The organism is Kribbella sp. (assembly GCF_035687465.1).
Classification (GTDB): Bacteria; Actinomycetota; Actinomycetes; order Propionibacteriales; family Kribbellaceae; genus Kribbella.
This window is the reverse complement of record NZ_DASRXP010000127.1, coordinates 1-11,587: the sequence shown is the minus strand read 5'-3', so window position 1 is coordinate 11,587 and position 11,587 is coordinate 1. Positions and strand designations below refer to the sequence as shown.

General features: G+C 68.6%; 12 protein-coding genes and 1 pseudogene. 3 read left to right on the top strand and 10 right to left on the bottom strand.

The genetic code is table 11. The annotated features are described in order from the left end of the window. Positions 1-196 (bottom strand): annotated as a pseudogene (locus tag VFG33_RS06615) (ABC transporter substrate-binding protein); the annotation flags it as partial. A gap of 412 nt (positions 197-608) precedes the next feature. Here VFG33_RS06615 and VFG33_RS06610 point away from each other — a divergent pair. After that, the gene (locus VFG33_RS06610; RefSeq protein ID WP_325023485.1) at positions 609-1,859 is read left to right on the top strand and encodes a sensor histidine kinase; all 1,251 of its coding nucleotides are present in this window, start codon (positions 609-611) and stop codon (positions 1,857-1,859) included. After that, positions 1,856-2,509 carry a response regulator transcription factor gene (locus VFG33_RS06605; RefSeq protein WP_325023483.1) on the top strand — a complete coding sequence of 218 codons (654 nt, stop codon included), beginning with the start codon at positions 1,856-1,858 and terminating at the stop codon, positions 2,507-2,509. Before VFG33_RS06610 ends, VFG33_RS06605 begins: the two co-directional genes overlap by 4 nt. A gap of 13 nt (positions 2,510-2,522) precedes the next feature. Here the strand turns inward: VFG33_RS06605 and VFG33_RS06600 are convergent, their stop codons facing one another. Beyond that, entirely contained in the window at positions 2,523-3,041 is a 519-nt protein-coding gene (locus VFG33_RS06600) for a MarR family winged helix-turn-helix transcriptional regulator (RefSeq protein ID WP_325023481.1), read from the bottom strand. Positions 3,042-3,170: 129 nt separating this feature from the next. Between VFG33_RS06600 and VFG33_RS06595 the strand changes: the two genes are divergently transcribed. Then, positions 3,171-3,836 carry an FMN-dependent NADH-azoreductase gene (locus VFG33_RS06595; RefSeq protein ID WP_325023479.1) on the top strand — a complete coding sequence of 222 codons (666 nt, stop codon included), beginning with the start codon at positions 3,171-3,173 and terminating at the stop codon, positions 3,834-3,836. Positions 3,837-3,894: 58 nt separating this feature from the next. On the opposite strand, the gene VFG33_RS06590 is transcribed toward VFG33_RS06595, so the two are convergent. The 8 genes from VFG33_RS06590 to VFG33_RS06555 all read right to left on the bottom strand — a co-directional run. Beyond that, positions 3,895-4,716 (bottom strand): putative RNA methyltransferase, encoded by an 822-nt coding sequence (locus VFG33_RS06590; RefSeq protein WP_325023478.1) that lies wholly within the window; start codon positions 4,714-4,716, stop codon positions 3,895-3,897. Between the two features lie 12 nt (positions 4,717-4,728). After that, positions 4,729-5,580, bottom strand: coding sequence for an ABC transporter permease (locus VFG33_RS06585; protein ID WP_325023476.1), 852 nt, complete (start codon positions 5,578-5,580; stop codon positions 4,729-4,731). 87 nt (positions 5,581-5,667) lie between these two features. Next, the gene (locus VFG33_RS06580) at positions 5,668-6,714 is read right to left on the bottom strand and encodes an ABC transporter ATP-binding protein (RefSeq protein ID WP_325023474.1); all 1,047 of its coding nucleotides are present in this window, start codon (positions 6,712-6,714) and stop codon (positions 5,668-5,670) included. Between the two features lie 34 nt (positions 6,715-6,748). Next, a complete protein-coding gene (locus VFG33_RS06575; RefSeq protein WP_325023473.1) occupies positions 6,749-7,849 on the bottom strand; it encodes a LolA family protein in 1,101 nt (366 codons plus the stop codon). 78 nt (positions 7,850-7,927) lie between these two features. Then, positions 7,928-8,542, bottom strand: a complete 615-nt coding sequence (locus VFG33_RS06570) for an LURP-one-related family protein (RefSeq protein WP_325023471.1) — start codon at positions 8,540-8,542, stop codon at positions 7,928-7,930. Further along, on the bottom strand, positions 8,539-10,065 hold the full coding sequence (gene bluB, locus VFG33_RS06565; RefSeq protein ID WP_325023469.1) for a 5,6-dimethylbenzimidazole synthase: 1,527 nt from the start codon (positions 10,063-10,065) through the stop codon (positions 8,539-8,541). The genes VFG33_RS06570 and bluB overlap by 4 nt, the downstream gene beginning before the upstream one ends. Next, positions 10,062-11,414 carry a cobyrinic acid a,c-diamide synthase CobB gene (locus tag VFG33_RS06560; protein ID WP_325023467.1) on the bottom strand — a complete coding sequence of 451 codons (1,353 nt, stop codon included), beginning with the start codon at positions 11,412-11,414 and terminating at the stop codon, positions 10,062-10,064. The genes bluB and VFG33_RS06560 overlap by 4 nt, the downstream gene beginning before the upstream one ends. Before the next feature lie 25 nt (positions 11,415-11,439). Continuing rightward, positions 11,440-11,587, bottom strand: a 148-nt coding sequence (locus tag VFG33_RS06555) for a cob(I)yrinic acid a,c-diamide adenosyltransferase (protein WP_325023487.1), incomplete at its 5' end; no start/stop codon positions are given.

Here is an 11,587-nt window from a genome sequence, read left to right as displayed (position 1 = left end):
CGGCGTCCTTGAAGTAGCCCTTCTCAAGGGCGACATAGGCATAGGCCTCGCGGCCGAAGTTGTTGAAAGAGGTCAGGTAACTGACCTTCGTCAGGGACGCCTCCCCGCTCTGGTCAGGATTGCTGTCGTTGCACGCGCTGAGCAGAGCGAGCGCGAACACCGCCACGCCGGCAACAGCCGAACGTCTGAACCTCATGCTGGACCTCTCCTCTCCGATATTTGATCAAACATCAAATATGGAAGGGTGGTCAATCGGCCCGCGGGGACTTCACGGTGTCTTTACGTGCACCGTTCCAGGTCCCCAACAGAGCCCGATTGCCGCCCATCCTGGAGCCGTTCCCCATGCCAGTCCCACCGGACGGGCATCCCGCCCCGACCACAGACCGTACCCGTCCGGACAGCAGATCGCGACGTCCGACCGGGCAGAAGCTGCCCAGACAGGGACAAATTTGTGTAAACCCGGCCGTCTTGTGATCCAGGTCATGCAACCGCTCTCCGGGGTCTGGAACCAACCTCACCCCGCCGTTCGTATCCGGCCCCCTCGGACGGGTGGCGTTGTCCCTCCGCGGAGGGAGGCCGGTGCGGGCCGGCTTTGACAGGATGTGGGGGTGAAGGTGCTGGTGCGCGGGTCGACGTACCTGCGGTGGGTCTATCTGCTGCTGGGTGCTGCCCTGGTGCTGGCGTTCATCCTGGTCGACACCGGCCTGGTCGCCCTGGTCGGCGAGCTCCATCTCCCCCGCGTCCTCACCGGGATCCTGGACGCGCTGGTGGTGATCGGCCCTCCTGTGCTGCTCGGCATGCTGCCGGCCGTGCGGGAGGTGGAGGGCATCGCGGTCGAGTCGCTGCTCGGGGTCCGCTTCGAGGAGCGTCCGCTCGGCCCGGCCCGCAGCTGGCCGCAGCGGCGTCGGACCACCGTGTGGTTCTGCCTGCACCTGGCCGCGGGCGGTTGCGCGGGCATCCTCACCACCGCCGTCTTCGGCTTCGGCGCGGTCTTGCTCGCGGCCCCCTTCCGGGAGCACGGCTCCCATGAACTTGCCCCCGGCATCCAGTACGACGTCACCGGTAGCTGGCGTGATCTGTGGATGCCACTGGCCGCCCTCGCCGGGATCGCCCTGGTATTCGTCATCTCCGCCGCGATCGGGGCACTCCTCGCCCACTGGGCCCCGCGGATGCTCGGGCCGACCCCGGCCGAGCGGATCGAGCTGCTCGAGCGGCGGACCGCGACACTTGCCGAGCGCAACCGTCTGGCGCGGGAGCTGCACGACAGCGTCGGCCACGCGCTCAGCCTGGTCACCATCCAGGCGGCCGCCGCGCGGAAGCTGCTGGCCACGGACCCCGCCTTCGCGGAGACCGCGTTGGCGGCGATGGAGACGTCTGCACGGGCGGCCCTCGCCGACCTCGACCATGTCCTTGGGTTACTCCGCGACGATCGCCGGCCGGGCAGCCAGACCGCCCCGCAGGCCACCCTCGGCGATGTCGCCCGGCTGGTCGACTCGACCCGGGCGGGCGGCATCACGGTGGCCGTGCACCGATCGGGCGATCTCGACCAACTGCCGGCAGCGGTGTCCCGCGAGGCCTACCGGATCGTGCAGGAAGGGCTGACCAACGCGATCCGGCACGCGGGGCGACCCGCCGACGAGGTGGAGGTCGAGCTGTCCATCAGCCTCGACACCACCGGCCTGCAACTGAAACTGACGAACCCGGTGACCGGCCTGTCGGACCACTCGGGCGGCGGCCGTGGACTGGCCGGGATCCGTGAAAGGGTCGCCGTACTGCGCGGCACCGTCGAGGCAGGCCTGGTCGCCGACGGGTGGCGGCTCGCGGTGACCCTCCCGGTCGCCGTGACGACGAAAGGATGACAGTGGACATCTCGGTGGTCGTAGTGGACGACGAACCGCTGATCCGCAGCGGCCTGCGCGCGATCATCGACGCGGAGCCCGACCTCACCGTGGTGGGCGAGGCGGCCGACGGTGCCGAGGTCCTGCCGGTGGTCCGCCGGACCCGGCCGGACGTGGTTCTGATGGACGTGAGGATGCCCGCCGTGGACGGGATCCACGCCACCAAGCTGCTCCTCGACGGGCTCGACCCGGCACCCCGCGTACTCGTCGTCACCACCTTCGAGAACGACGACTACGTGTACGACGCGCTGCGGGCGGGCGCCTCCGGGTTCCTGCTGAAGCGGACTCCCCCGGACGACATCATCGCGGCGATCCGCACGGTCGCGGGCAGCGACTCACTCCTCTTCCCGGAGGCGATCCGAGCCCTCGCGCTGGCGCATATGACTGAGCAACCCGCGGGACTGGACGGCTTCCAGTTGACCGAGCGGGAGCAGGAGGTACTCCGCCTGATGGCCAAGGGCCTGTCCAACGCGGAGATCGCAGGCGAGCTCATCCTCGGAGTCCAGACCATCAAGACCCACGTCGCGAACCTGCTGTCCAAGCTGGGCGCCCGCGACCGTACCCAGGCCGTCATCCTCGCCTACGAGTCCGGCTTCGTCCCGCTCCGCTGAACCCCGCCTGGACTCAGGTCTTGGTGATGTCGTCGGCGTCGGCCAGGGCGCAGGCGTCGTCGACGGGATCGGCGGCGTCCGCCCTCACGGCGACCCGCTGCAGGAGCATGCGGAAGATCAGCCGCTCACCCTCGTCCAAGCTGCCGAGCACCTCGTGCTCAGCCGCGGACAGGCGGCGTTCCAGCTCGCAGACCGCTTCCTTGCCCTGGTCGGTCGCCACGATCAGGCGTGCCCGCCGGTCCGCCGGATCCGGCTGCCGCTGGACTACCCCGGCCTCCTCGAGGTCGTCGAGCAGATAGGTCATGACCGTCCGGTCCACGCTCAGCTGGGCGGCCAGATCGAGCTGCCGCTTCGGCCCGTCCCCTGTGACCGTGGTCAGCACCTGATAGCCACGCGGACCGCCCGGCACACTATCCAGCGCCGCCGCCGCCTCTTTCGCGTAGCGCCGGAAGACGACGCCGAGCGCCCAGCCGAGGTCGGCCTCGACTGATGTCGCCGCACCCCCGCGGCGCTCGGGCGAAGAACTTGTCACGCCCCCATCCTACGTGGTCTACGCCATCCGGAATATGATCTGGCTTGAATATGTTCTGCTGAACAGACTATCTTCGGAGCAGCTCATCGCTGAGCTAGTCCCTACCGTTTCTGGAGAGGAACGAGAACTATGACCACCCTCCTTCGCGTCGACGCCAGCATCAGGGTCGACGGATCCGTCAGCCGTGCCCTGGCCGACAGCGCCGAGGCCGTCTGGCGATCGGAGCACCCGGACGGTGTCGTGGTCCGGCGCGACCTCGGTCGCCACCCGATCCCGGCCGATGTCTGGCCCTCCGTCATCGCCGGCAAGCTCGGTCTGCCGACGCCCGACGACTCCGACCGCGCCGACTACGCGGACGCCAAGGCCCTGGCCGACGAGATCACGAACGAGTTCGTGTCGGCCGACGCGGTGCTGGTGGCGGTCCCGCTCTACAACTGGGGAGTCTCCCAGCACGTGAAGACCTGGATCGACCTGCTGCTCACAGTCGGGGAATTGCAGACCGCGGGTCTCGTCGCGGGAAAGCCGATCATCCTCACCCTGGCCCGTGGCGGTGGCTACGGCGAAGGCGCTCCCAAGCACGGCTGGGACCACTCCACGCCCTACCTGGAGCGGATCTTCCGTGACGCCCTCCAAATGGACCTTCGGACAGCCGTCGCCGAGCTGACCCTGGCTCCGGTCAGCCCGGGGATGGAGTCGCTGATCGACGCGTCCAAGGTGTCCGAGGCGGAGGCACACGTCGCCGCCAAGGAGCACGCGGCCGTCGTCGCTCGCCAGTTCACCAGCGCAGCCGCCTGACCCTTTTCGCCTGTTGATTGCCCGATGGGTGCCGAGCTCGAGCCGGCACCCCAGGGAATCAGGCGACCTGCCAGGCCGACACCGTGACCGACAGCGTCACTTCCACCGGATCAGCCAGTACTGCGGTGCGCTCCGCCCGCTCGGCGGGATCGACGTGCCGCGCGCTCGGCGTCATCGCGACCAACTCTTCGACCTCCGGGTGATCCAGCCGCATCCCGGCCTCGACGATCTCCTCACTGATCCGTGCGAATCCGATGAGCGACTCCTTCAGCCGCCGCTCCTTCTGCTCATCCACCCGGACCATGCCCAGTACGCCGACCAGTTCCGCGAGATGCGCCTGGTTCGGGGTCACCACGAGCAAGGTCCCGCCGGGAGCCAGGATGCGGGCCATCTCCGCGGCATTGCGCGGGGCGAACACGTTGAGAATCACCCGCGCGGCAGCGTCGCGCAGCGGGAGTTCGCGCCAGGCGTCGCAGATCACCGAGCCGATCAGGGGGTCCACCTTGGCGGCTCTGCGCGCGGCGTACCGGGAGACGTCGAGGGCGATTCCGACTCGTCCGGGCTTTGCGGCGACGACGCCGGCCAGGTAGTACGCAGTACCGGCTCCGACTTCGACGATTACGCCTTCGCCTGGAACGTGGGCGATCAGGGCGTCGCGGATCGGGGCGTAGTGGCCGTGGTCGAGGAAGGTGCTCCGGGCCTCGATCATCGCGGCGGAATCGCCCTCGATGCCGGTCGATGCATTCGGCAACAGGTTGAGGTAGCCCTGTTTGGCCAGGTCGTACGCATGGCCGTTCGGACATTTTGCCGTCCGGTCGGTCAAGCCGAGGTGGTCGCCGCAGACCGGGCAGCGCAGTACGGAGACCAGGTCTGGGTGCACCCGCTCAGTGTCTCAGCCGTTGATGTCGCGGGAGGTGATGCGGGCCCACGCCGCGGCATAGAAGACAGCCAGGTAGGCAGCCTGCAGCAGCAGGTTGCGCACGATCGAGTCCCAGTACGGCGGGTCGCGGAGCAGGTCGGCGAACGACGTCCAGCCGTACATCAGCAGCCACGGGTGGATCACGTCGATCTGCGGGATCGCCCCGAGGATCCCGAACACGATGAACGCGCCGAAGGTGGCCGCCATCGCGGCCAGCGGCGTGGACGTCAGCGAACTCACGAACAGGCCGATCCCGGCGAGCCCGAGCAGGGACGCCGCGATCAGGATGGCGATTCCGAACGCCCGGAGCAGTCCGTCCCCGAGCGAGACGGTCGTGCCGGTCAGCAGCACGACATCGCCGACGGGGAAGAGCACGACGCCTGCGATCAGTCCGGACAGCCAGATCGTCATCGTCGCAGCCAGGCAGAACACAGCCAGCGCGACCATCTTCGCCGCCAGCAGACGCGAACGACCGGCGGGCGCGGTCATCAGGTTTCGCAGGGTGCCCAGGCTGGCCTCGCCCGCGAGGGACTCCCCCGAGATCACCGTGACGGCAGTTGGCAGGAAGAACGGCAGCGACAAGGCCAAGCTCGCGACGACCAGGAACAGCCCGTTGCCGGCGACCTGACCAAGGAAGCCCTGGGCATCGTCGCCGGACGAACCGGACAGCCTGATCGCGACGCCGACCATGATCGGCACGGCCGCCAGCACGGCCAGCAGCACCCACGTCCGGGCCCGCCCGAAGACAAGGTGCAACTCGGACGCGAACAACGCGACCGTATGCCGCCCCGCACTCGGCCGGCCGGCCTCCACAGAATCAGTCATCACGGCCACAGGACACCTGCCATGGTGGGAGTCAGTGGGAGGCGCGACTGGTGCCGCCCGGCAGCAGGAAGTGAGTTGAGGCTGGGGTCATTCGGCGACATCGAAGCCCTCCCCAGTCAGTGCGACGAAGGCATCCTCCAGGCTTGGCCGCTCCAGGCCGAAACCGTGGATGCGCACGTCGGCGGCGACCAGCGCGGCCGCGAGCTTGTCGATCGGCAGCTCCCCTGGGTCACCGTCGACCGTCTCCTCGGTGACCTTGAGGTCGGCGACGCCCAGGCCGGTCAGGGTCTGCTCCGCCTGCTGGAGATCCGGCGTGCGGACCACCAAGCGCGGGCGGAGCTCGGAACGCAGCTCGGCCATCGTTGACTGCCGCACCAGCTTCCCGCGGCTCATCACCGCGGCGTGGGTGCACAGCTGCTCCACCTCGGCCAGCAAATGGGTGGAGGTGAAGATGGTGGTGCCGTCCTTCGCCAACTCGCGGATCAGCAGCCGCACCTCGCGGGTGCCCTGCGGGTCGAGGCCGTTGGTCGGCTCGTCGAGCACGAGCAGGTCGCGCTGCTGCATCAGGGCGACGGCGATCGCGAGCCGCTGCTTCATGCCGAGCGAGTAGTTCCGCACTTTCTTGCCGGCGGCGTTCGACAGGCCGACCCGCTCGAGCGCTTCGCCGGCCCTCGCCTTCCGGGTCCGCGGATCGGCGGTCCGGTCGGCCGCATCGAAGCGCAGCAGGTTTGCCTGGCCGGTCCAGAACGGGTAGAACGCCGGTCCCTCGACCAGCGCCCCGACTCTCGGTAGAACGGCGAGCTGCGCCTTCGGCATCGGCTGGCCGAGCAGCTCCACCTCGCCCGAGGTGGGAGCGATCAGACCGAGCAGCATCCGGATCGTCGTCGTCTTACCCGACCCGTTCGGGCCGAGGAAGCCGAAGATGCTCCCGGCCGGAACCTCCAGATCAACGGAGTCCACAGCCACCTGCCCACTGCGGAACCGCTTTGTCAGCCCCCGCGTAACCACCGGCGGCGTACCGGTCGCGCCAAGCGTCCCGGTCGCGCCAAGCGTCCCGGTCGCGCCGAGCGTCCCGGTTGCGCCGAGCGCTCCGGTTGCGCCGGTCGGGCCTGGCGTCCCGGGCGTCAGCGTCACGTCGTCACCGGTCCCCGGGCCCGAGTCTGAAGCCTCAGCGGGGGGCCTTCGCGGCGGCGGACTGGAGGGCGTCCGGGGTGACCATTCCGACGAACACCCGGCCGTCGTCCGCGATCAGGGCGCTGACCATCTTGGTGGTCAGGATCTTGCCCGATCCCCAGCTGCCCTGGACCGTCGGAGCGTTCTTGAGCAGCTGGTCCAGCGCTTGGTTGCCGGAAGGCAGCCCGGACTTGCCGGTGCGGAGGACTGCCACGGTCTCCCAGGCAGTGCCGACGGTGGTCGGCTGGTCGGCGGCCGGCTTGGTGGCGTCAGGCTTCTTCGGGAGCGTCTTCGGCTCCTTGGCGGCCGGGACCTTCTGCTCGGTGACCTTGACCCCGCTGGGCGGGGTGAAGGCGAACGTGCTCGCCGAGGGAACGGCGAACGAGACTGACGAGAAGCCCACCTGGACCGCCGGATCGTTACCGGTCCGCGGCATCACGGTGACCTGGAGCGGGACCCAGTTCTTCGAGTCGACCGCCAGCGTCACCGAGCCGACGGTGGACTTGTCCGTCTTCGGGGTCAGGCGCAGCTTGTACGCATCGCGGCCACCAACAGATTCCGTACCGGTCACCTCGACCTTGGTGGACGGGTCGATCGCGGCGAGGAACTGCTTGGCCACCGCCTGCGGGTCGTACGTCTGGTTCTGGGGCGTGGTCTGCGGCTTCTGGGTGTGGGCCGGAACGGCGATCTTGGTGGCCTCACGCTTGGACGAGTCGTAGATCCAAGCGGTCTTACCGTCCGTGGTCAGCACCCGCTCCGCCATCTGGTCGAGCACGGAGACCCGGGCCTTGTCCGGACCGGCGAAGGCGACCCGGGCGGTGTGCTCACCGCTCAGCAGATCGGTGAACTGGCTGGCGTCCTCGCCGCCGACCACACCGGGGATCGCAGGCAGACCGAGGTCCAGCGAGGTGGTCACCGTGCCGGACAGGCCGTCGACCTTCGCCGTCTGAACCTTCGCGAGCAGGTCCTGGGCCGAGATTCCGGGCAGGTTTGGAGACGCGTCCGCGACCACTGGCCCGAGCGCCGCCACCCCCGCCACCACTGCGACTGCCGTGACCGGAACCAACCACCGTCGACTGCGCTGCGCTGCACCCATGCCTATAAGACTCGCACTGTGACAGGCGTGAACCAAGTGGCTCAGGGTTCATTCACCCAAAAGAGGGAGCCCGGCTGCTCACCGGCTCTGCAACGCGTCCAGGGCCACGGTCATCGCGGCGGCGACGCGGAAGTCGAGGCGATTGTCGTGGACGGTGGCCCGGTAGCGGTCGCGAACGGAGACCTTCCGCTCGACCGAGAGCACCGGTTGGCCGGTCTCGAGTTCGGTGAAGTCGAAGTGGAAGATGAACGGCAGCGGGATCTCCCCGATGAACGGGACGAACTCCCAGAGCCGCCGGACGATCGCGATCGTCGGGTTCCGCTCGGTCCCGTTCGTCTGTAGACCGGCCGTCCCGAGCTGCCAGCTGGATCGCAGCAAGCTCTTGCCGAACTCCTTCTTGAACCACCCGATCGCCTGGCCGCCGGCGTCGAACACGTCGTACCCGGAGCCCAGGTCGAGCCGCTTGCGCGCCTTGAACGAGAACACCACCTGCGACTTGGTGTCGTCGGCGTAGAAGGTGACCTCTTCCTTGAAGGCCATCCGCTTCTGCTGCGCGAACGCGAGCAGCGGGCCGTCCGTACCGTCGGGGTTGGTGGTGATGAGTTCGTACTTGTTCGCCATCATCGTGATCCGCTGCTTCATCGAGAAGGCGGGCACGTACATGGGCGCTGGGCCTTGCGGTGGAACGGTCATGCCGAGGAGTCTGTCACCCCGGCGGGCTCATCGACGCCGTTGACGGCGACCCCACAGGCAAGTCCCCCGAGCCGCATCCCCCGCGCAAGGCCCGCAGTGAGCTCAGACGGCTGCGGACACTCCACAACCAACTCACCAACCCCCTGCAGAACCAGGTCCCGCGCCACTTCGACACCAAGCTCCACGGCCTCATCCGCAGTACGCGCCGGCCGCCACAACACCCCGAAGTCAGCCGCGGGCTTCTCCCCACCAACCACCACAACAAGCGCCTCCGCCCGCTGCAGATACTCCGCCACATCCCCACCCCCAACCACCACCACCCAAACAACCTGCCGCCCAGCCGCGGCCCCCACAGCAACCCCACCGCCGGCAGCACTCACCACCACCCCATCACCAGCGGCACCCGCAGGCGAGCCTTCGCCGCCAGCACTCGCAGTCGGGCTCTCGCCGGCAGCGGCAGCCTGTACTGCGATCGCCGGGCCCGGCTCTTCCCCCGGGAGGCCCCGGCGGCCCCACGCCTCCTGGTGAACCGCCCACGAAAGCGGCCGCCGCGCAGCCCACCCGGTCCGCACCAACTCAGGCGCGGCCGCGAACTCCCGCACATGCCCAACGCAGAGGTATCCCACCAGCTCGACATGCGCCGGCAGGTCGAGAACCGCAGCAACCTCACCTGGTTCGAAGAACGACACCCAGCCGACCCCAAGCCCCTCCGCGCGGGCCGCCAGCCACAGGTTCTGAATCGCGATCGCCGCCGAGAACCAGGTAGTCCGCGGATCCGCATGCCGCCCGAGCACGTGCCGCCCGCCCCGCCCCGGATCACAGGTGACGGCGATGTTCAGCGGAGTATCGAGAATCGCCTCGATCTTCAGCCCGCCGAACGCAGACCGCCGATCCGCGGGCAGCGACGCGGCAAACGCATCTCGTTGCGCAACTGCCAGATCATGCACCTTCCGCCTGGTCGCAACATCCCGCACCAGCAAGAAGTCCCACGGTTGACTCAACCCGACACTCGGCGCCCGATGAGCCGACTCCAGCACCCGCGTCAGAACATCGTCCGCAATCGGCCGATCAAGAAACCCCCGCCGCACATCCCGCCGTTCAGCCAACACCCGATGCACGGTTTCCCGCTCCCGCACCCCATACCCAGGAGCCGCCTCATCCCCCGGCAGCAATCGGCCGATGGCTACGGTGGCCCGCTTTGAGCGCTGCTTGGGGATTACGAGCACAGCGCCGCTCTGGATCACGGCGGCTTCGGCGACACTCGCAGTACCGGCTAAGTGTTCGACGCGGTCGCTAGGGCTTGGTACAGGTTGTTTTGAGAGTTCCAGCGCGGGTGCGGTCAGCAGCTCAGCACCGAGGGACGCCACTAGCCGCTGCAGTCCAGGCTCCGATTCCCTGCCCTCGACAGTGACGACACAGCTGACGTCCCGTGGGTCCAGCCCTGCCAGTGCGCCGTCCACGAGGTCCCGCAGCTCGCGGTACGACGTACCGGTGCGCAGGCCGATCCCCACGACCAGGCTCACTCCTCAAGCCCCGCATGAATCCGCGCGGCCGCAACCAACCTCGCGGGAACGTCCGGAGTCGCCGTCCAATGCAGATGCAGGTACGACGCATGCACAGAAGACAAGGTGATTCCCTCGGTCCCGCCTGGCAGGTACCACGCAGGCGCGACCTCCCCATCCAGGTGCACGGCAGTCCGGTGGAACTCGTGCCCACGAACCCGGCGTCCTTCATCGAAGAACGCCGTGGTGGAAGCCGCGATCGCCGTGCGATACCCCAGCGTCAGACTGCCCGTCATCTGCGCGGTAGCAGGCAGTACGCCGGTCATCGGGTGACCGTCGAGCTCCCGGCACAGGTAGAGCAGCCCGGCGCACTCCGCGACCACCGGCAGTCCACGGGCGATCTCGGCCGCAACCTGCTCGCGCAACTTGACGTTGTCCGACAGTGCCTCGGCATGCATCTCCGGGAAGCCGCCTCCGAGGTAGAGCGCAGCGGTTGCCTCTGGCAAAGAATCGTTGAGTGGGTCGAAGGTGACGACGTCCGCGCCGGCCGCGGTCAGTAGTTCGGCCGTCTCGGTGTAGCGGAAAGAGAAGACCGGTCCCCCGGCCATCGCGATCACCGGACGATCTTCTTCCGCCGGTGTCACCTCAGCGGCCGGATCCCACGCCTCGATGTCGAGCGGTGCCGCGGCTCGGGCTGCCTGGACGAACGCCTCCAGGTCGACCCCCTGGCGAACCAACTCGGCGGCGGCCTCCACAGCAGTCTCCGCCTGCGCACGCTGCTCGTCAGCCGGTACCAGTCCGAGGTGACGGCTCGGCACGGTCAGGCGGGTGTCGCGGCGGAGCACGCCCAGTACGGGAACGCCCGTCGGCGCGACACCAGCACGAACCTCGGCCTCGTGCCGGTCCGATCCGACCTTGTTGAGGATCACCCCGACGATCCGCACACCGGTGTCGAAGGCTACGAATCCGGTCACGACTGCCCCGACACTACGTCCTGCCGCTGAAGCATCGACGACGAGCACGACAGGTGCCTGGAGCAACTTCGCCACGTGGGCCGTGGAGGAGAAACCTTCCGTGCCGAGAGCACCGTCGTACAGGCCCATCACGCCTTCGATCACGGCGAGGTCGGCCCCGGCGGCGCCGTGGGCGAACAGCGGTGCGACCCGCTCCTCGCCGGAGAGCATCGGATCAAGATTGCGCCCGGGCCGGCCGGTCGCGACGGCATGAAACCCAGGATCGATGTAGTCAGGCCCGACCTTGAAGCCGGCCACCGTGTGCCCGGCCCGCCGCAGCGCCGCCATCAACCCAACAGCAACCGTCGTCTTCCCAGCCCCGGAAGACGGCGCCGCCACCACCACCCGCGGAATCATCCGAGCTCCCCATATCTGCCTGGGATCACCACTCGATTCCCTTCTGGCCCTTCTGCCCCGCGTCCATCGGGTGTTTGACCTTGGCCATCTCGGTCACGAGGTCCGCGGCTTCGAGCAGCGCGGCCGGCGCGTTGCGCCCAGTGACGACGACGTGCTGGGTGCCGGGCCGGTCC